The organism is Stenotrophomonas sp. S4, from assembly GCF_054187805.2.
The window spans coordinates 960,084-978,979 of the sequence record NZ_CM196188.1; the positions used below are offsets into that span (position 1 = coordinate 960,084).

At 66.7% G+C, this 18,896-nt stretch carries 16 protein-coding genes and 6 tRNA genes; 15 read left to right on the forward strand and 7 right to left on the reverse strand.

Translation table 11 applies throughout. From position 1 onward, the window contains the following. Positions 1-310: 310 nt before the first annotated feature. The 5 genes from ppx to ACUZUJ_RS04345 all read right to left on the reverse strand — a co-directional run bounded on the left by ppx (position 311) and on the right by ACUZUJ_RS04345 (position 8,143). Positions 311-1,837: an exopolyphosphatase gene (gene ppx / locus ACUZUJ_RS04325; RefSeq protein ID WP_049446703.1), complete on the reverse strand. Its 1,527-nt coding sequence runs from the start codon at positions 1,835-1,837 to the stop codon at positions 311-313. 323 nt (positions 1,838-2,160) lie between these two features. Then, the gene (gene ppk1, locus ACUZUJ_RS04330) at positions 2,161-4,248 is read right to left on the reverse strand and encodes a polyphosphate kinase 1 (RefSeq protein ID WP_049446701.1); all 2,088 of its coding nucleotides are present in this window, start codon (positions 4,246-4,248) and stop codon (positions 2,161-2,163) included. A 4-nt stretch (positions 4,249-4,252) separates the two neighbouring features. Then, positions 4,253-5,584, reverse strand: coding sequence for a phosphate regulon sensor histidine kinase PhoR (phoR, locus tag ACUZUJ_RS04335; protein WP_005415460.1), 1,332 nt, complete (start codon positions 5,582-5,584; stop codon positions 4,253-4,255). Between the two features lie 106 nt (positions 5,585-5,690). Further along, entirely contained in the window at positions 5,691-6,380 is a 690-nt protein-coding gene (gene phoB / locus ACUZUJ_RS04340) for a phosphate regulon transcriptional regulator PhoB (RefSeq protein WP_005408258.1), read from the reverse strand. Positions 6,381-6,496: 116 nt separating this feature from the next. Then, a complete protein-coding gene (locus tag ACUZUJ_RS04345; protein ID WP_101764998.1) occupies positions 6,497-8,143 on the reverse strand; it encodes a M48 family metalloprotease in 1,647 nt (548 codons plus the stop codon). A gap of 142 nt (positions 8,144-8,285) precedes the next feature. On the opposite strand from ACUZUJ_RS04345, the gene grxC reads away from it, so the two are divergent. From grxC to ACUZUJ_RS04375, 6 genes are all read left to right on the forward strand, one after another. Then, positions 8,286-8,576 (forward strand): glutaredoxin 3, encoded by a 291-nt coding sequence (gene grxC / locus ACUZUJ_RS04350; RefSeq protein ID WP_004154541.1) that lies wholly within the window; start codon positions 8,286-8,288, stop codon positions 8,574-8,576. Further along, positions 8,573-8,965, forward strand: a complete 393-nt coding sequence (locus ACUZUJ_RS04355) for a carboxymuconolactone decarboxylase family protein (protein ID WP_032129080.1) — start codon at positions 8,573-8,575, stop codon at positions 8,963-8,965. Before grxC ends, ACUZUJ_RS04355 begins: the two co-directional genes overlap by 4 nt. A gap of 417 nt (positions 8,966-9,382) precedes the next feature. After that, complete coding sequence (locus ACUZUJ_RS04360; RefSeq protein ID WP_014036138.1) at positions 9,383-10,387, forward strand: isocitrate dehydrogenase; 1,005 nt, start codon at positions 9,383-9,385, stop codon at positions 10,385-10,387. A 245-nt stretch (positions 10,388-10,632) separates the two neighbouring features. After that, entirely contained in the window at positions 10,633-11,376 is a 744-nt protein-coding gene (locus ACUZUJ_RS04365) for a cysteine hydrolase family protein (protein WP_458220195.1), read from the forward strand. 53 nt (positions 11,377-11,429) lie between these two features. Continuing rightward, complete coding sequence (locus ACUZUJ_RS04370) at positions 11,430-12,338, forward strand: LysR family transcriptional regulator (RefSeq protein ID WP_049446690.1); 909 nt, start codon at positions 11,430-11,432, stop codon at positions 12,336-12,338. A gap of 25 nt (positions 12,339-12,363) precedes the next feature. Further along, entirely contained in the window at positions 12,364-13,116 is a 753-nt protein-coding gene (locus ACUZUJ_RS04375) for a sulfite exporter TauE/SafE family protein (protein WP_101764999.1), read from the forward strand. An 11-nt stretch (positions 13,117-13,127) separates the two neighbouring features. Here ACUZUJ_RS04375 and ACUZUJ_RS04380 read toward each other — a convergent pair whose 3' ends face one another. Continuing rightward, positions 13,128-13,748, reverse strand: coding sequence for a flavin reductase family protein (locus ACUZUJ_RS04380; RefSeq protein WP_049446686.1), 621 nt, complete (start codon positions 13,746-13,748; stop codon positions 13,128-13,130). A 125-nt stretch (positions 13,749-13,873) separates the two neighbouring features. Beyond that, a complete protein-coding gene (locus ACUZUJ_RS04385; protein WP_049446684.1) occupies positions 13,874-14,632 on the reverse strand; it encodes a Bax inhibitor-1/YccA family protein in 759 nt (252 codons plus the stop codon). Between the two features lie 180 nt (positions 14,633-14,812). Here ACUZUJ_RS04385 and ACUZUJ_RS04390 point away from each other — a divergent pair. From ACUZUJ_RS04390 to clpP, 9 genes are all read left to right on the forward strand, one after another. Then, positions 14,813-14,889, forward strand: a tRNA-Pro gene (locus ACUZUJ_RS04390). A 39-nt stretch (positions 14,890-14,928) separates the two neighbouring features. Beyond that, positions 14,929-15,005 (forward strand) — tRNA-Arg (locus ACUZUJ_RS04395). A gap of 173 nt (positions 15,006-15,178) precedes the next feature. Then, a tRNA-His gene (locus ACUZUJ_RS04400) sits at positions 15,179-15,255 on the forward strand. Positions 15,256-15,334: 79 nt separating this feature from the next. Further along, positions 15,335-15,410 (forward strand) — tRNA-Lys (locus ACUZUJ_RS04405). A 195-nt stretch (positions 15,411-15,605) separates the two neighbouring features. Continuing rightward, positions 15,606-15,681 (forward strand) — tRNA-Lys (locus tag ACUZUJ_RS04410). A gap of 416 nt (positions 15,682-16,097) precedes the next feature. Continuing rightward, entirely contained in the window at positions 16,098-16,466 is a 369-nt protein-coding gene (locus tag ACUZUJ_RS04415; RefSeq protein WP_458220194.1) for a hypothetical protein, read from the forward strand. Positions 16,467-16,604: 138 nt separating this feature from the next. Continuing rightward, positions 16,605-16,689 (forward strand) — tRNA-Leu (locus ACUZUJ_RS04420). A 189-nt stretch (positions 16,690-16,878) separates the two neighbouring features. Continuing rightward, positions 16,879-18,174, forward strand: a complete 1,296-nt coding sequence (gene tig, locus ACUZUJ_RS04425; protein ID WP_014036145.1) for a trigger factor — start codon at positions 16,879-16,881, stop codon at positions 18,172-18,174. A 76-nt stretch (positions 18,175-18,250) separates the two neighbouring features. Beyond that, positions 18,251-18,877 carry an ATP-dependent Clp endopeptidase proteolytic subunit ClpP gene (clpP, locus tag ACUZUJ_RS04430; protein WP_004146318.1) on the forward strand — a complete coding sequence of 209 codons (627 nt, stop codon included), beginning with the start codon at positions 18,251-18,253 and terminating at the stop codon, positions 18,875-18,877. Positions 18,878-18,896 lie beyond the last annotated feature (19 nt).

Below are 18,896 nucleotides of genomic sequence, written 5' to 3' on the forward strand. Positions count from 1 at the left end.
TCTCTCTCTCAGGTCGTGCAAAGGACGCCAAAGTGGGCGTCGAAGGAGCCAGCAGGGTCGATGACCGAGCCGGTGACCCGATAGTAGTCTCGTTAGTTAATGCTCTGTAAAGGGTTCGTATCAATTTATGTCGTGGGTCGGCGCGAACCTTCACGAAACGTGAACAAAAGCAGGCGCTTACGTGATGGTCGCGACTCCCCGTACCGCGCCGTTGTGTTGCGAAGCAGCACAAAAAACCGCCAGACTGCGCAAAGCAGGGGTGCGAAGTGCGTCACCCCTGCTGTCCTGTGGACAACAGGGGACAGCGTATTCAGGCCACAAACGGTCGGAACTGGATGCCCAGCCCGGCGATCCCGTCGGTCTCGCCGATCAGGTCGGCGCGCAGCAGCGGACGGGCATCGATGAAGGCCTGCGGCACGATCAGCGACAGCCGGTTGTCGTCGGCGGTCAGTTCCAGCGCGGGCAGCGGGTCGTCCTCATGCGCGCGGTTGAGCAGCACCGCCAGGCGCAGCAGGGCCGCCAGCCGGCGTGCGGTCAGCAGCAGGCGTTCGGGCAGGGCGTCGAAAGCGGTCTTGGTCACGCTGCGGCGGTGGCTGCGCACCAGTGCCGCCAGCATCTGCTGCTCCTGGCGCGAGAAGCCGGCGATATCGGAGTGTTCCAGCACATAGCTGCCATGCACGTGGTAGCCGCTGTGCGCGATCATCAGGCCCAGCTCGTGCAGGCGCGCGGCCCAGCCGAGCATGCGCGCATCGTCGGCATCGAGCCTCCAGCGTTCCTGCACCTGCTCCAGCAGTGACAGGGCGGTGTCCTGCACGCGGTCGGCCTGCACCGTATCGATGCCATAGCGCTGGCTGAGCGCAGCCACCGATTCATCACGCAGGTCGTTCTCGCCGGCGCGGCCGACGATGTCATACAGGATGCCTTCGCGCATCGCCGCCTTGCTGACCAGCAGCTTCTGCAGGCCCAGCGCCTGGAACGCCGCTTCCAGCACCAGGATGCCGCCGGCGATGATCGGGCGGCGGTCGCTGGACAGGCCCGGCAACTGGATGTCGTCGATCTTCTTGGCCTTCAGCAGTTCATCGCGCAGCTGCGGCAGGGCCTCGGCGGTGATCGCGCCCTTGCTCAGCTTCATCGTCGCGCAGATCTCGCTGATCGCCTTGTGCGTGCCCGAAGACCCCAGCGCTTCCTGCCAGCCCAGCGCGCGGTACTTGCTGGCGAAGGGCTGGAACTCGCGGCCGATCTCGGCCAGCGCGTCCTTCCAGCGCTTCTTGCTCAGCTTGCCGCCGGGGAAGAAGCGCCGGGTGCTGGCGATGCAACCGGCCTGCAGGCTTTCGCGCTCCAGCGTCTGCATGCCCATGCCGATGATGAATTCAGTGGAGCCGCCACCGATGTCGATCACCAGGCGGCGCTGGCCGGGCTTGGGTGGTTGCGCGTGGGCCACGCCCAGGTAGATCAGGCGCGCTTCTTCGCGGCCGCTGACCACTTCGATGGCATGCCCCAGTGCGGTTTCGGCCGGGACCAGGAACGACTGCGGCGAGCGCAACTGGCGCACGGTGTTGGTGGCCAGGGCGCGCACCCGGTGCGGCGGCACATTGCGGATGCGCTGGCCGAAGCGGGCCAGGCATTCCAGTGCGCGCTGGCGGGCTGCGGCGGAGAGTCCACCCTTGCCATCCAGCCCATCGGCCATGCGCACGGTCTCGCGCAGGCGGTCGATCACCCGCAGCTGGCCTAGCGTGTAGCGCGCGATGACCATGTGGAAACTGTTGGAGCCAAGGTCGATGGCGGCCAGCAGGTCGCCATCCTGCAATGCGGGCGGAGTCGTGGTGGTATGCGGCATGGACGAATGTTAGCCGAAGGGGCGGTGTGCTCGTCACCGCGCGGCCTTCACATTTTGTAGGAGGGAGTGCGGCAGGGCTGCGCCCTGCACCCGCAGAGGCCAGAGCAACGGCAACGGCAACAGCAACAGCGGGCTATCCGTGGGATGGCGGGGTGGGTCCGGTTGCGGGGGACGGCGCAAGTACGTCCATGTAGCCTCGGTCGCGCCATCCATGGCGCTCACGCCCCCGCAACCGGACCCGCCCCGCCTTCGACAGTTCTTTGCGATCTGATGGTGGGTGCCTACCGCTCCTGGTAGGTGTCGACCTTGGTCGACACACCGGGTTACAGACCCTGCATCAACGCCATCTGTGCCGAATGCGGTGCCTCGTCGTGCGCCGGCGCACGCTTGTGGTAGACGCCGTCGGCGTCCAGTTCCCAGGCGTTGAGGTTGTCGTCCAGGTAGTTCTGCAGGACCTCGCGGTACACACGCTTGGCCAGTTCCGGGTCGAGGATCGGGAAGCAGGTCTCGACCCGGCGCAGCAGGTTGCGTTCCAGCCAGTCTGCACTGGCGCAGTACATTTCCGGTGCGCCGTCGTTGCCGAACCAGTAGACGCGGCTGTGTTCCAGGAAGCGGCCGACGATCGAGCGCACGCGGATGTTGTCCGACACGCCCGGCACGCCCGGGCGCAGGGTGCAGGCGCCACGGATGATCAGGTCGATCTGCACGCCGGCCTGCGAGGCGGCGTACAGCGCGCGCACCACCTGCGGTTCGTTCAACGCGTTCATCTTGGCGATGATCCGCGCCGGGCGTCCGGCGGCGGCGATGCGCGTCTCGCGCTCGATGCGGCCGAGGATGCCGGTGTGCAGGGTGAAGGGCGACTGCAGCAGGCGCTTGAGCTTCATCTTCGAGGCCAGCCCGGACAGCTGCTGGAACAGCAGGTGCACGTCGTTGCCGATGTCCGCATCGGCGGTGATCAGGCTGATGTCGGTGTACGCGCGGGCGGTGCCGCTGTGGTAGTTGCCGGTGCCCAGGTGCACGTAGCGGCGCAGCTTGCGGCCCTCGCGGCGCACGATCAGCAGCATCTTGGCGTGGGTCTTGTAGCCGACCACGCCGTACACCACCTGCACGCCGGCCTCCTGCAGGCGATCGGCCAGGCCGAGGTTGGCTTCTTCGTCGAAGCGCGCGCGCAGTTCGACGACCACGGTCACGTCCTTGCCGTTGCGCGCGGCCTGGATCAGTGCGTCGACGATCAGCGAATCCTTGCCGGTGCGGTACAGGGTCTGCTTGATCGCCAATACGTTGGGGTCGATCGCCGCCTGCCGGATCAGGTCCAGCACCGCGGTGAAGGCATCGAACGGGTGGTGCAGCAGCAGGTCCTGGCGCGCCGTGGTCTCGAAGATGCCGTCACTGTCGCGCAGCGTGCGCGGGGTCATCGGTGGGTACTTCAGGTCCGGCTGCGCGATCAGGTCGTACAGCTGGATGATGCGGTTGAGGTTGACCGGGCCGTCGATGCGGTATACCGCGTTCTCGGTCAGGCCGAAATTCTGCAGCAGGGTGCGCACGATCTCGCGCGGCATGTCGTGGGCGATCTCCAGCCGCACCGCCGGCCGGTAGCCGCGATCGACCAGCTCGTCACGCAGTGCCAGCGCCAGGTTCTCCACTTCCTCCTCATCCACCACCAGTTCGGAGTTGCGTGTGACGCGGAACTGGTAGGCGCCCTGGACTTCCATGCCCGGGAACAGCTCATCGACGAAGGTCGACAGCACCGAGGACAGGAACACGAAGTTCTGCGGCCCGCCGAGCTTTTCCGGCAGCTGGATGATGCGCGGCAGCGATCGCGGTGCACGCACGATGGCCAGATGGCCGGCGCGGCCGAACGCGTCGGTGCCCTTCAGCACCACCACGATGTTCAGCGACTTGTTGAGGATCTTCGGGAACGGGTGCACCGGGTCCAGGCCCAGCGGCGACAGCACCGGCATGATCTCGTTGCGGAAGTACGCACGCAGCCAGCGCTTCTGGCGGTCGGTCCAGGAATGGCGGCCGAGCACGCCGATGCCGGCGTCCATCAGCGCCGGGCGCAGCGTCTCGTTCCAGCAGCGGTACTGCTGGTCCACCAGTTCCGCAGCGCGGTCATGGATGGCGTTGAGGATGGTCTGCGGGCTCATTCCGTCCGGGGCCGGCGGCAGGCCGAATTCCTGCGCGTGGCGCACGGCGGCGGCGCGGATCTCGAAGAACTCGTCGAGGTTGGTGCAGGAGATGCACATGAAGCGCAGGCGTTCCAGCAGCGGCACCTGCGGGTCCATCGCCTGCGCCAGCACGCGGAAGTTGAAATCCAGCTGCGACAGCTCGCGGTTGATGTACAGCGCCGGGTCGCGCAACGGATCGTTGTCCGGGCTCACGGGGAGGGGGAGGGATCCGAGGCTGCTCATGGCGTCATTCTTCGATGGAGGTCAGGGGGGCAGACTCGCGCGGGCGCACGTGGTCGGCATCGAAATGGCAGGAGAACACCGAGCCCTTGCCGACTTCGCTTTCAATCTCCAGCCGTGCGTGGTGCAGGCCGAGGATGTGCTTGACGATGGACAGGCCCAGCCCGGTGCCGCCGCTCTCGCGTGAGCGGCTGCTGGACACACGGTAGAAACGTTCGGTCAGGCGCGGCAGGTGGGTGGCCGGGATGCCATAGCCGGAATCGCGCACCGCCAGCACCGCGCCGTCGCCTTCGCGGCGGAACTCCACCGCGATGCGGCCGCCGGCCGGGGTGTAGCGCACCGCATTGGTGACCAGGTTGGAGAAGGCGCTGTGCAGTTCCTTGGTCGAACCCTGCAGGTCGACACCGGCGAGGTCGTCGATGCTGATCTGGTGGCGGCCCTGGCTGTGCGCCTCGGCCTCGCGGCGCAGCGTCGCCAGCATCGGCTGCATGGCCACGGTCTCTTCCTCGCTGTGTTCCTGCGATTCGAGGCGCGACAGCGTCAGCAGGTCTTCCACCAGCTGGGCCATGCGCTGGCTCTGCTTGCGCATTTCTTCCAGCATCGGTCCGGTTCCCGGGAAATCCTCCGGGTCCATCATGTCCAGGTAACCGTGCACCACGGTGAGCGGCGTGCGCAGTTCGTGTGAAACGTTGGCGACGAAGTCGCGGCGCACCTGTTCCAGGCGCAGCAGTTTGCTGACGTCGCGGGCGATCAGCAGCCAGTAATCCGACGAATAGGGAATCAGGCGCAGGTTCAGGCGGATCGCCGGGTCGACCGGCGAAGGCACGTCCAGGATCGGTTCGGCGTTGCGGCCCCCGGCCAGCCAGTGGGCCAGCGGCATCGGCTGCAGGCGTTCGACCAGGGCTTCGCCGAGGTCGCCGGGATGGTGCAGGCCGAGCAGGGCGGTGGCCGCTTCGTTGAACCACTGCACGCGCTGGCTGTTGCGGTCCAGCACCACCACCGCGTCGGGCAGCGCGGCCGCCGCAGCGCGGTAGCTGCGCAGCATGTCCAGCAGGCGGCGCTTGCGCACGCGCATTTCCACCTGGTTGCGGTACAGCAGGCGATCCAGTTCGTTCCAGACGCCGGTGCCTTCTTCGGCGGTGTCCCAGCGCTGGCGCGCGGTCAGCCGGCGCAGCACGCTGCGCAGTCGCCAGTAATGCCAGGCCAGGGTGGCCAGCGCGCCCAGTGCGATGCACAACCACAGGTGGCCCGTGAACCACCCCACCAGTCCGGCGAACAGCAGTACCGCGGCAACGGTGGCCAGGGTCTTCAACCAGGCAGAGCGGATGTGGCGGGGCATTGCGATCTCGTCGTTGAGGTGCGGCGGTTCACTGGGGTGAACCGAGGGTTATAGCAGAGTTGCCGGCACCGGCACCCGCAGGTGCGCGGTGCCGGCACGACGAGACTCAGGTGGCAGTGGAGAAGCGGTAGCCGGCGCCGCGCACGGTCTGCACCATGTTCTCGGCGTTGAACGGCTCCAGCGTCTTGCGCAGGCGGCGGATATGCACGTCGATGGTGCGCTCCTCCACGTACACGCTGCCGCCCCACACATGGTCCAGCAGCTGGGCACGGGTATAGACGCGCTCCGGGTGGGTCATGAAGAAGTGCAGCAGGCGGTATTCGGTCGGGCCGATCGGCACCGGCTGGTCGTTGGCGAACACGCGATGGGCGGCGCCGTCGATGCGGATCGGGCCAACGGCCACGCTGCCGTCCTCGTCGTCTTCGCGGGCACGGCGCATGACCGCACGGATGCGGGCCAGCAGTTCGCGCGCCGAGAACGGCTTGACCACATAGTCATCGACACCGGCTTCGAGGCCACCGACGCGATCGTTCTCTTCGCCGCGGGCGGTCAGCATGATGATCGGCACTTCGCGGGTCAGCGTTTCCTTGCGCCAGCGGCGGGCCAGGTCCAGGCCGCTGGTGCCGGGCAGCATCCAGTCCAGCAGGATCAGGTCCGGAACGCGGTCGGCGATCGCGGTCTGGGCCTCCCGGGCATCGCCGGCGTGGACCGGTTCGTAATCGCCCTTGCGAAGGGCGAAGGCGACCATTTCACGGATCGCGGGCTCGTCATCGACGATCAGGATGCGTTTCTGCACGAGGACACCGTAGGGCTCGGTTACTGGAGTGGTGCCAGTAGACTACGGTTTGATGACATGTTTGTGACTACCCGGCCGGAACCGGCCTGGATTGCCATCGGCCGGTCATGCAGCGCTCAGCGGCGGTCCAGGTCCGGGTCCTGCACGCCCTGGCGGCGCAGCTCCAGCACGGTCGGGGTGATCGATTCGATGCGGGCGTCGACCCGCGCGCGGCCAATGTAATCCAGCGCCGGATTGCGCTTGAGCGCCTGCAGCTGCATCAGCGCCTGTTCCGGCCGCCCGCTGAGGAAGGCCGCCTCGGCGTAGGCCTCGCTGGCACGCACGCTGTCGCCGGCCAGCTCGCTGGCGCGGGCAAAGCGCTGCTGGAAGACCGGATCGTTACCGCTTTGCGACAACAGGGGGCGCAGCATCGCCTGCGCGCGCTGGCCGGCCTCGCGGTTGCCCTGTTCGTTCAGGATCTCGGCATAGGTCAGTGCCACCGGGCGGCTGTTGGGGTGTTCGCGCAGCAGCTGCTCGAAGCGGCTGTTGGCCTGGGCGGCCTGGCCTGCCCGCGACTCCGCTTCGCCCAGGCCCAGCGCCACCCACAGGTTGCCGGGATGGGTCTGCAGCAGGCCGGCCAGGGTCTGCCGGGCCTGGCCGGCGCCCGCGCGGCCACCGCGCATGACGGCCAGCGCCTGGCCATAACGCTGCGCATCGTTGAGGCCGTCCTTCTGCCGCTTGGCCAGGTCGGCATACTCGCGTTCCAGCTCGGGGGTGGAATCCGCGCTGAGCACGCGCAGGCGCTCACGCGCCCAGTCGAAGTCGCCGCTGGCGCCACGGTTGAGCTGGCCGATCGGCAGGCGCAGCACACTACTGGGCAGCAGCGGGTTGTTGCCGCGCAGCAGCGGCTCGCCGAGGCTGGGATCGGCCGGGTCCACCCGCTCCTTGCGCTCGCCGGTGGGGGTGCTGGTGGTCAGCAGCACCGTATCCTTCTTCATCTGCTCGGCGCGGGCCTTGGCTTCGCTGATGCGGGTGATGTTGACCGGGTGGGTGCGCAGGAATTCGGGCACGCTGTAGCCCCCCTCGTTGCCACGCATGGCCGCCGACATCCGTTCGAAGAAGCCGGCCATGGCATCCACGTCGTAGCCGCTGCGCGACAGGGTGCGGATGCCAAGGCGATCGGCCTCGGACTCGTTGGACCGGGTGTAGTTGATCTGCCGTTGCTGCATCAGGCCCATGCCCGAGCTGATCGCGGCCATCGTCGCGTTGCCGGACGACGTGCTGTTGCTGGCCTGGGCGGCCACCACCGCCGCCAGCATGCCCAGCAGGATCGGGATCTGGTCGCGCTGTGCGCGTTCGACACCGCGCAGCACATGCTGCTGGGTGACGTGGGCGATTTCGTGGGACAGCACCGCAGCGACCTCGTCCTCGCGCTCGGCGGTCAGCACCAGGCCGGCGTTGACCCCGATGTAGCCGCCCAGCGTGGCGAAGGCGTTGATCTGGCGGTCGTTCATCACGAAGAAGGTGTATGGCTGCCGCGGCTGGTCACTGTTGGAGCCGAGCCGGGTGCCCATGGTCTGCAGCCAGTCGTTGACCAGCGGATCCTCCAGCAGGTAGCCGTAGTTGCGCAGCTCACGCAGCATCATCGCGCCGTACTCGGCCTGGCGGGCCGGGGTCAGCAGCTCGCCGGCCGAGGAGCCGATGTCGGGCAGCTTCTCCTGGGCCTGGGCCAGCGGCATGGCCAGGGCCAGGGTGACGGCGGTAGTCAGCAGCAGGGCTCGCAAGCAGAAGGTCCTCGGGCGGGGCGCGCCAAGCGTGGCAGGGCAGGGGGCAACCATTCGTTAATCCACAGTGTTGCGGCCGTGGCGTGGAAATTCCAGCGCACCGGTACCATATGTAGACCGTCGATCCATCGTGGAGTTTCCCGTGACAGCCCAGACCGCCGGCGGTGCCCCCGCCATCACCATCTATTCCACCGCCGTCTGCCCGTACTGCGTGGCCGCCAAGAACTTCCTGAAGAGCAAGGGCCAGCAGTGGACCGAGGTCCGCATCGACCTGGACCCGGCCGAGCGCGAGAAGATGATGGCGCTGACCCGCCGCACCAGCGTGCCGCAGATCTTCGTCGGCGACGTCCATGTCGGCGGCTACGACGACATGATGGCCCTGCACCGTGAAGGCAAGCTCGAGCCGCTGCTGGCCGGGCAGGGCCAGGCATGAGCGCGGCCGACGACGGCAGCAAGGACCGCATCGCCGAGTTCACCGAGTTCCGCAAGCGCATGAACGAGCGGATCCTGGGTGAGCCGAACCAGGTGGTGCGCCGCTTCTTCGCGCTGGACACGCAGACCTACCAGGCCGGCGCGCTGGACGTGAAGACCAAGGAACTGCTGGGCCTGGTGGCCTCGATGGTGCTGCGCTGCGACGACTGCATCAGCTACCACGTGGCCCAGTGCAAGGACGCCGGCGTGACCCGCGAGGAGTTCTTCGAGACCTTCTCGGTTGGCCTGGTGGTGGGCGGTTCCATCGTGATCCCGCACCTGCGCCGCGCGGTCGACTTCCTCGACCAGCTTGAAGGCGGCGCCGCCGCCCCGGAAGCGCACGCGCATTGAGGGTAGTGCCGGCCGCTGGCCGGCATCCCCTGAACCCGACATGGCCGAGGTTGCCGGCCAGCGGCCGGCACTACCGCGCCCGCGAGGGGCTTTCCCCGCAATCCAACAGCCCAGGAGCCCCCTTGTTGTCTGCCGGGGCCGGGAAGCGGGCCCGCGCGGCCCTTCGGGTAGTGCCGTGGCTTTCCCCGGGATCCATCCATCAACCCAGGAGCCCCCTTGTTGTTCAAGGGGGCGCGCCGACAGGCGCGGGGATAAGGTGGGATGCGCGGGCAATTCTGCCTGGGCCGGGTACTGGGACCATGGTCTATTTGGGACCTCGGCCCCGGCTCAGGCATAATTGCCGGTGAAACTTCCTTTGCGCCGGCGTTTCCGGGCACGTCCGGACGGCGTTTTTCCCCCTGTTCGGAACATCGATCAATGACGCAGAAAATTACGGTCATCCGCGGCGACGGCATTGGCCCGGAAATCATGGACGCCACCCTGTTCGTGCTCGACCAGCTCAAGACTGGCCTGGAGTACGAAGACGCCGACGCCGGCCTGGTGGCCCTGGAAAAGCACGGCGACCTGATGCCGGCGGTGACCCTGGAATCGATCGCGCGCAACAAGGTCGCGCTGAAGAGCCCGCTGACCACCCCGGTCGGTGGTGGCTTCACCTCGATCAACGTCAGCCTGCGCCGTCACTTCGACCTGTACGCCAACGTGCGTCCGGCCCACACCTTCCCGAACACCAAGTCGCGTTTCGACAACGTCGACCTGATCACCGTTCGTGAGAACACCGAAGGTGCCTACCTGGCCGAAGGCCAGGAAGTGTCGGCCGACGGCGAGACCGCCTTCTCCGGCACCCGCATCACCCGCAAGGGCTCCGAGCGCATCGTGCGCTACGCCTTCGAGCTGGCCAAGAGCACCGGTCGCAAGAAGGTCACCGCCGTGCACAAGGCCAACATCATCAAGTCGACCTCGGGCCTGTTCCTGAACGTCGCCCGTGAAGTCGCCGCACAGTACCCGGAGATCGAGTTCCAGGAAATGATCGTCGACAACTGCTGCATGCAGCTGGTGATGCGTCCGGAGCAGTTCGATGTGATCGTCACCACCAACCTGTTCGGTGACATCATCTCCGACCTGTGCGCGGGTCTGGTCGGCGGCCTGGGCCTGGCCCCGGGTGCCAACATCGGCAAGGACGCGGCGATCTTCGAAGCCGTGCACGGCACCGCGCCGGACATCGCCGGCCAGGGCAAGGCCAATCCGTGCGCGCTGCTGCTGGCAGCCGCGCAGATGCTGGACCATGTCGGCCAGCCGGAAAACGCCGAGCGCCTGCGCAAGGCCATCGTGGCGACCATGGAAGCCAAGGACTCGCTGACCGGCGACCTGGGCGGCACCGGCACCACCATGAGCTTTGCCCAGGCCATCGCCAGCCGCCTGTAAGCGGCCGGCCGACCTCGGTTGGATCCACAGCGGGGCGCCTTCGGGCGCCCCGTTGCGTTGTGGACTGGCTCGTTGGATCCACGCCATGCGTGGATGGCCGGCGTTGGTACGCAGTCACCCATGGGCTGGCTCTACAGGGGGTTGTCTGTGCGCATATCGCACAGATCATGTGCGGCTTGGCGGCTGGTTCGTGCGCCATCCGCTCCGCATCATGTGCCCACTTTCCACCGCACAGGAGCTTGAACATGAACCTCACCGCCTTTGGTCTGGCCAGCCTGATCGGCATGGCCACCGCTACCTCCGCTGCCGCTGCCGAGCCGGCCCATCCCACCATCCGCCACATGGCCGGCGCGCCGGTCGCGACCTCGCTGGATGCGGCGAAGACCGCCGTACTGGTGATCGACTTCCAGAATGAGTACTTCGATGCCAAGGCCGCACCGGGCTTTGCCGGTGGCCGCATGGTCATTCCCGATGGCGTGGCCGCGCTGCGGCAGGCCAAGCGGGTGGTCGAATTTGCCGACGCCCACGGCATCCGCGTGATCCATGTGCAGCACGTGCTGCCGGCCGGCGCACCCCTGTTCGCGCAGGGCAGCGTCAATGCTGCCTTCCATCGCGACCTGCAGCCGCGCCAGGGCGAGACCGTGGTGCAGAAGGACAACGTCAGTGTGTTCGCCGGCGCGTCCGCCGCCGCGCTCGACCAGGTGCTGAAGAGCGCCGGCATCGACACCCTGATCGTCACCGGCCTGCAGACCCATGCCTGCGTGGCCGGTGCTGCGCGCGATGCGGCGGCCGCGCCACGTGGCTACCGGGTGATCGTCTCGTCCGATGCCAGCGCCAGCCGTGACCTGGACCTGGCCGGCGGCCAGCGCATCGGCCATCGCGCGCTGCATGAAGCTTCTCTGGCCCAGATCGAGGACACCTTCGGCGATGTCATGACGACTGACGCGATCCTGGCACTGCCGGTGCGCAAGGCTGGCGACGGCGCTTGATAAGCTGGCGGGGCCCGCATGCCGCGGGCCCCGCCACCTGGAGCTGCCCGCCGATGGATCACTTCGCCGCCCTGCGTGCGCTGCGCGCCATCGTCGACGCCGGCAGCTTTACTGCGGCCGCCGAACGCCTGGGGACCACCCATTCGGCGATGTCGCGGCAACTGCGGCAGTTGGAAGAACACCTGCAGGTGCGCCTGCTCGATCGCAACAGCCGTCGGCTGTCGTTGACCGAGGCCGGGCGCGATTACTACCGTGAGGCGGCGACGCTGCTGGACCGCCTGCAGGAAGCCGACGACCGTGCCCGTGCCGGGCAGGCGCAACCCAGTGGCAGCGTACGTATCAGCGTGCCGCAGGTGGTGGCCAGCCAGGAGCTGCCGCACTGGCTGCCGTCGTTCCTGCAGCGTTATCCGCAGGTTACGCTGGACCTGTCGGCAGATGATCAGCTGGTCGATGTAGTGGGCGGTGGTTTCGACCTGGCCCTGCGCATCGCGGCTTCATTGCCGGACAGCCAGCTGGTCGCGCGCGAACTGGCCAGCTGCCCGCGCATCCTGGTCGCCGCACCGGCCTACCTGGCGCGCCACGGCCTGCCGCGGCAGGCAGCGGACCTGGCACAGCACACGCTGCTGGGTTTCAGTCCCACGCCGTCAATGCCGCCCTGGCAGTTGCAGGGGCCGCGCGGCGCAACCGCGAGCGTCGAAGCCGGGCAGCGCCTGCGCGTGGATGCCACGCCCGCACTGTACGCTGCCGCGCTGGCCGGCATGGGCATCAGCCTGTTCACCGCGCTGACCGTGCAGGAGGATCTGCGCGCCGGTCGTTTGATCCGCGTACTGCCGGCCTGGCATGCCGGCCAGCGGTGCTACTTCGCGCTGTATCCGCATGCGCGTGCGCTGGCGCCCAAGGTGCGTGCGCTGGTCGAGCATCTCGCGGCGCACTACGCTGCACAGGTGAGCGCGGCAGGGTAGTCGCGCGGTTGCAACCGAGGTGGTGATGGAGTCGGTGTATCTGCTGGTCGCGCTCGGCGCGATCGTCGCCGGATTCGTGCAGGGCCTGTCCGGTTTCGCCTTCGGGATGGTAGCGATGTCGTTCTGGGCGTGGGGGCTGGAGCCGCGCCTGGCCGCTACGCTGTCGGTGTTCGGCGCGCTGGTTGGTCAGCTGGTGGCAGTGTTCACCGTGCGCCGCGGGTTCAATCTGCGCCTGCTGCTGCCGTTCGTGCTGGGTGGGCTGGCGGGCATCCCGCTGGGCGTGATGGTGTTGCCGCAACTGGACATGGACTGGTTCAAGGCGCTGCTGGGCGGCTTCCTTGCGCTGTGGTGCCCGGTGATGCTGATGGCGCGATCATTGCCGCCGATCCGCGTGGGCGGTCGTATCGGTGACGCGATCGCCGGCATGGCAGGTGGCGTGCTCAGCGGCATCGGTGGTTTCGCTGGACCGGTGCCGACGCTGTGGAGCACGCTGCGTGGCTTCGGCAAGGACGAGCAGCGCGCGGTCATCCAGAACTTCAATCTGGCGATGCTGGCAGTGACCATGGCCACCTATGTCGGCAGCGGCCTGGTGAGCCGGCAGATGCTGTCGTACTTCGCCATCGTGGCACCGGCGATGCTGGTGCCGACCCTGCTGGGTGCGCGCGTCTACATCGGCATCAGCGAGGCGCGCTTCCGGCAGATCGTTCTGAGCCTGTTGACCGCCTCGGGCATCGCACTGCTGGCGTCGTCGCTGCCGGTGCTGCTCGCGCGACCGTAACCAGTTGAACTTCAGGCCGGGCGGAACATGCGGAAGCGCTGTTCGGCGCCGATGCGGAAGTAGTCGGCGGGCCCGCCACCGCGCAGGATCGGGGCCGCCGCCGCGGTGTCGTAGATGCCATCGACCAGCAGCCGTGCATCGATATGCACCGCCACCACTTCGCCCAGCACCAGCCAACCGCTGGTGTCCTGGCCGGCGGCATCGCGCAGGCGCACGATCTGGGTGCAGCGGCATTCCATGCTCACCGGGCTCTGTGCAACACGTGGGGGTGCGACCTGCGTGGATGCCAGCGGCGTCAGGCCGGCGAGGGCGAACTCGTCGACATCTGGTGCGACCGCGCGGCAGCTTTCGTTCATGGCCACGGCCAGGTCGAACGTGGCCAGGTTCCAGACGAACTCGCCGGTGGCTTCGATGTTGCGCAGCGAGTCTTTGCGGCCCTGGCTGGAGAAACCGATGATCGGCGGGGTGTAGTTGAAGGCGTTGAAGAAGCTGTAGGGCGCCAGGTTCAACATGCCTTGCGCGTCGCAGCTGGAAATCCAGCCGATCGGGCGCGGGCCGATGATGGCGTTGAACGGGTCATGCGGCAGGCGGTGGCCTTCAGCCGGGCGGTAGCTGTGGAAGGTGTCGGTCATGGGGGCGTGTTCCGTAGCGTCGAGCGTGCTCGACTCTACCGCCTGAAACAGTCGAGCAGGCGCGGCCCACAAAAAAAGCCGCGACCCTTGCGGATCGCGGCTTGTCGTTTTCGGCGTGGCTGGACTCAGCGCTGCTGGATCTTCGACAGCAGGCGCAGGAATTCCACGTACAGCCAGACCAGGGTCACCATCAGGCCGAATGCGCCATACCACTCCATGTACTTCGGCGCGCGCTGGGCCACGCCGGTTTCAATGAAGTCGAAGTCCAGCACCAGGTTCAGCGCGGCCACGACCACCACGAACAGGCTGAAGGCGATGCCCAGCCAGCTGGAGTCATGGATCACCGGCACATTGATGTTGAAGAAGCCCAGCACGAACGAGGCCAGGTAGAGCAGGGCGATGCCGCCGGTGGCAGCGACCACGCCCATCTTGAAGTTCTCGGTGGCCTTGATCACGCCGCTGCGGTATGCGAACAGCAGTGCGGCCAGGGTGCCGAAGGTCAGCAGCACGGCCTGGAACACGATGCCCGGGTACTTCATGTTGAACAGGGCCGACACGGCGCCCAGGAACAGGCCTTCGACCAGCGCGTACATCGGCGCGGTGACCGGCGACCATTCCTTCTTGAAGATGGTGATCAGCGCCAGCACCAGGCCGCCGATCGCGCCACCGATGGCGTACAGGCTCGCGCTGCCGGAAATCTGGCCGTACTCGTCAACCGACTGGCTCCAGGCGAATGCCGCGGTCAGCACGGTCAACAGCAGCAGGATGCCGGTCTTGTTGGCGGTGCCGTTGAGGGTCATCACCTGGTCGGGGCTGGTCACCACCGAACCGCTGGCGAGGTCGAGGAAGGTCGACTCGGAAAGAGCCGGGTTGCCGCTGCGCATGCGTGTTCTCCGTGCGAATGAGGGTCGGGACGGCCATCCGGCCGATGACCGCGAGCATAGCGGATGACCACGCACGGCGCTGTGGCAGACTTCAGGTTGTAGCCGCCCGCGTTGACAGTTCGCGATGTGCTTGGCGACAATGAACGACTCCCCGGGCCTGGCCCGAGGGGATTGCAAGACCGGGGTATAGCGCAGTCTGGTAGCGCGCCTGCTTTGGGAGCAGGATGTCGGGGGTTCGAATCCCTCTACCCCGACCAATCCCACGTCACGTCGGATTGGACACCGTTCCGGTTCGGGCGCCCGTAGCTCAACTGGATAGAGCACCGGCCTTCTAAGCCGGCGGTTACAGGTTCGATTCCTGTCGGGCGCGCCATCGGCGAGACAGCGGGGTCGCATCGGCGGATGTGAAGAAGTGCTTGCAAAAGCGTAAAGACTCCACCAGAATATCGGACTCGCTTCGGCGGACCGGAACTTCGGTGACAGTCTCCAGGCAAAGGTTTGAGGTTCCATCGCCAGCGGCATCGGCGGGGAACGAAAGTTTCAGTGGTGGCTGTAGCTCAGTTGGTTAGAGTACCGGATTGTGATTCCGGTGGTCGGGGGTTCGAATCCCCTCAGCCACCCCACTGATTCAACCGCATCGGCGCAGCCGAAACGGTATTGCAATAAACAGAAAGCACGCTACAATGTGCGTCTGAGTTTCACGGGCCGTTAGCTCAGTTGGTAGAGCAGTTGACTCTTAATCAATAGGTCCAAGGTTCGAATCCTTGACGGCCCACCAAGACGGAAGCCACCTGGTACGCCAGGTGGCTTTTTTCTTATAAGTGTGACCCTTTCGTTTCGATGGTCACACGTTGCAGGGCCCCGCCTGGTGTGGATCTGCAACGCAGCGGGATCGCAGTACTGGTTTCAACGATGTTGAAGAAAGTGCTTGCACCCACCGAGCGGATCGGGTCATAATTCGCGCCCCGATTTCGGGCTGTTAGCTCAGTTGGTAGAGCAGTTGACTCTTAATCAATAGGTCCAAGGTTCGAATCCTTGACAGCCCACCAGACGAAAGCCACTTGGTTCGCCAAGTGGCTTTTTTCTTGTCTGCGCGCCGGGTTGAGCGTGCGGATGTCAGTGCGCTGGCTGGTGTGGAGCCCCCTTGAGTCAAGGGGGCGCGGCGAAGCCGCGGGGATGTGGGGGCTGATGAAGTGGGGCCCGCGCTTTGCCGCGCAAAGCGTGGGGCTGCGGCGCGAATGCGCGGCAGCTTCCCACTTGGTTCGCCAAATGGCTTTTTTCTTGTCTGCGCGCCGGGTTGAGCGTCATCCACGCATGGCGTGGATCTACTGAAGCGGTGCTGAAATCGGGGGCATACGCGTCATCAGTGTTTTCAATGCTGTGCGCTGCTTCTCACCGCATCGCGTCCTGCATCGCACCCAATGGATCTTCCGCGCCGATGGCGCATGCACGAAGGAAGATGTTGATGGCTGAGATCACTCGATTGCACCGCGCGCTGTGGGTTCCCTTCGCGTTGATGGCACTGGCGGCCTGCACGCCGGGCAATGATCCCGCGCAGACCGTCGAGCGCGATGCGAGCGCGGAGAGCATTCCGGCGCGCCCGGTCGGTGACGCCATGCAGATGCAGCCGGCCCAGCCTGCGGAAGGGGAGGTCCTGCCCGACGCGGTGGACATGCAGCGCAATGCGGACGGTTCGGTGGATGTGCGCAAGGCTGCGCCGGAGTCGGGGGCCCTGCGTCGTACCGACGATGGGGGCGTGGAGGTCCGGAAGGTGGATGCGGCCGTCGACCCTGGTGCAGGCGTGGCGCCGGCCCGCGCCGTACCGCAGCAGTAAGCTGCAGCCGCCCCGGCGGGTCGCGCGCCCGCCGGGCGGCTGCGATGCAGCGATGGCGCGGAGCGTAGTGGATTCAGCTTTGTGCAGGCCTTCCGATTCCAGTCGCCGCCTGCGACAATGAACGCCTGTGCCGGCCACGCGAAAGTGGCGGAATTGGTAGACGCCCTGGATTTAGGTTCCAGTGCCGCAAGGCGTGGGGGTTCGAGTCCCCCCTTTCGCACCAGTGCCGGCCTGTCCCCGCCCTGATCGGGCCATCGGCGCCCCCTTGACCGGCACGCGCTGGCAGTGCAGGCCGAATTGGGCGAAACTAAAGGGCTGCGGCAAGCAGGCGCGTCCCAGACGTCGTGTCCTTACAACCGTTTCATCCCAATCATCGAGCCGGGGGCCTGGGCCACCGGTGGCAGGAGTCAACATGCAAGCTTCGATCGAATCCACCGGCAACCTGGAACGCCGCCTGAGCTTCTCGCTGCCGGAAGAGCGTCTGCAGAGCCACATCGTCGGCCGCCTGGGCGAAATCGCCCGCACCACCCGCATCAAGGGTTTCCGTCCGGGCAAGGTGCCGGCCAAGGTGATCGAGCAGCGCTTCGGCGCGCAGGTCCGTGGCGAGGCGCTGGACGGCCTGCTGCGCGAGACCTTCGATGCCGCCGTGCGCGAGCACGATCTGCGCATCGTCGGCAGCCCGCGCATCGACAAGGGCGACGAGGGTGAGTTCTCCTTCGTGGCCACCGTGGAAGTGGTGCCGGACTTCGGCGACATCGACGTCAGCAAGCTGACCGTCGTGCGCCACAGCGCCGAGATCACCGACGCCGACATCGACCAGATGATCGAGAACCTGCAGAACCAGCGTCGTACCTGGGCCCCGGTCAGCCGTGGTGCGCAGGACGGTGACCTGGTTGCGGTGGAAACCTGGTCGCAGGCCGGCGAAGAGCGCCTGCCGGCCGAAGGCACCGAGAAGGGTTCGATCGTGCTCGGCCAGGGCATGATGTTCGACACCATCGAAAAGGGCCTGGTCGGCCTGGCCAAGGGCGAAGAAAAGACCCTGGACGTCGAGTTCCCGGCTGACTGGCGCGTGCCGGTGCTGGCCGGCAAGACCGTGCAGGTCACCGTCAAGGTCGCCGAAGTGTCCGAGCCGGTCGTGCCGGCGGTCGACGAAGCCTTCATCAAGAGCTTCGGCGTGAAGGGCGGCGACGTCGAGCAGTTCCGCAGCGACATCCGCGCCAACCTGGAGCGCGAGCTGAAGGGCGCGCTGATGAACCGCCTGCGCCGTGAAGTGGGCGAGCAGCTGATCGCCGCCTACGCCTCGGTGGAAATGCCGCCGCGCCTGGTCGAGAACGAGGCCCGCGCCATGCTGGCCCAGCAGGTCGAGCAGATCCGCCGCAACGGCCAGAACGTCGGCGAAATCCCGGCAGATGCCCACGAGGGCTTCAAGGATGCCGCCGCCAAGCGCGTGCTGGTCGGCCTGCTGGTCGGTGAAGTGGCCCGCATCAACGACCTGCGCCTGGAAGCCAAGCGCCTGAACGAAACGATGCGTCTGATCGCTTCGACCTACGAAGAGCCGGAACAGGTCATTGAGATGTACCGCAACGACCCCCAGCTGATGTCTGGCCTGCAGAACCGCGTGATGGAAGAGCAGGTGATCGACTGGATCGCCGAGCGTGCCCAGCACACCGAAGAGAAGCTGTCGTTCCAGGACGCGATCCGCCAGTAAGCCCGGGCGGATCACCGGATGCCCCGCGCCTTTGCCGGCGCGGGGTTGTTGCCCCCCAAGATAGGTACCTCACGTAATGGACAACCGAACCAAAGCCCTGAACCTGGTTCCGATGGTGGTCGAGCAGACCAGCCGCGGCGAGCGTGCCTACGACATCTATTCGCGCCTGTTGAAGGAGCGCCTGATCTTCCTCGTGGGCCCGATCGACGATCACATGGCCAACGTGGTGGTGGCGCAGTTGCTGTTCCTGGAATCGGAAAACCCGGAAAAGGACATCAACATCTACATCAACTCGCCGGGTGGCGTGGTCACCGCCGGCATGGCGATCTACGACACCATGCAGTACATCAAGCCGAATGTGAGCACCACCTGCATCGGCCAGGCCGCCTCGATGGGCGCCCTGCTGCTGGCCGCGGGCGAAGCCGGCAAGCGCTATGCGCTGCCGAATTCGCGCGTGATGATCCATCAGCCGCTGGGTGGCTACCAGGGCCAGGCCACCGACATCGACATCCACGCGCGCGAGATCCTGACCCTGCGTTCGCGCCTGAACGAGGTGCTGGCCAAGCACACCGGCCAGTCGCTGGAGACGATCGCCCGCGACACCGAGCGCGACAACTTCAAGAGCGCCTTCGAGGCGCAGGCCTACGGTCTGGTCGACCAGGTCCTGGAGCGTCGTCCGGATGAGTCGATCCAGGCCGGTTGACCGGCCTTCACGGGGCCAT

What these genes read in the sequence shown, in the direction of transcription:
- ppx (WP_049446703.1), bottom strand. Translation starts at nt 1,837, where the DNA reads ATGCCGCATACCACCACGACTCCGCCCGCATTGCAGGATGGCGACCTG.
- ppk1 (WP_049446701.1), bottom strand. Translation starts at nt 4,248, where the DNA reads ATGAGCAGCCTCGGATCCCTCCCCCTCCCCGTGAGCCCGGACAACGAT.
- phoR (WP_005415460.1), bottom strand. Translation starts at nt 5,584, where the DNA reads ATGCCCCGCCACATCCGCTCTGCCTGGTTGAAGACCCTGGCCACCGTT.
- ACUZUJ_RS04355 (WP_032129080.1), top strand. Translation starts at nt 8,573, where the DNA reads ATGAGCGCGGCCGACGACGGCAGCAAGGACCGCATCGCCGAGTTCACC.
- ACUZUJ_RS04360 (WP_014036138.1), top strand. Translation starts at nt 9,383, where the DNA reads ATGACGCAGAAAATTACGGTCATCCGCGGCGACGGCATTGGCCCGGAA.
- ACUZUJ_RS04365 (WP_458220195.1), top strand. Translation starts at nt 10,633, where the DNA reads ATGAACCTCACCGCCTTTGGTCTGGCCAGCCTGATCGGCATGGCCACC.
- ACUZUJ_RS04370 (WP_049446690.1), top strand. Translation starts at nt 11,430, where the DNA reads ATGGATCACTTCGCCGCCCTGCGTGCGCTGCGCGCCATCGTCGACGCC.
- ACUZUJ_RS04375 (WP_101764999.1), top strand. Translation starts at nt 12,364, where the DNA reads ATGGAGTCGGTGTATCTGCTGGTCGCGCTCGGCGCGATCGTCGCCGGA.
- ACUZUJ_RS04380 (WP_049446686.1), bottom strand. Translation starts at nt 13,748, where the DNA reads ATGACCGACACCTTCCACAGCTACCGCCCGGCTGAAGGCCACCGCCTG.
- ACUZUJ_RS04385 (WP_049446684.1), bottom strand. Translation starts at nt 14,632, where the DNA reads ATGCGCAGCGGCAACCCGGCTCTTTCCGAGTCGACCTTCCTCGACCTC.
- ACUZUJ_RS04415 (WP_458220194.1), top strand. Translation starts at nt 16,098, where the DNA reads ATGGCTGAGATCACTCGATTGCACCGCGCGCTGTGGGTTCCCTTCGCG.
- tig (WP_014036145.1), top strand. Translation starts at nt 16,879, where the DNA reads ATGCAAGCTTCGATCGAATCCACCGGCAACCTGGAACGCCGCCTGAGC.
- clpP (WP_004146318.1), top strand. Translation starts at nt 18,251, where the DNA reads ATGGACAACCGAACCAAAGCCCTGAACCTGGTTCCGATGGTGGTCGAG.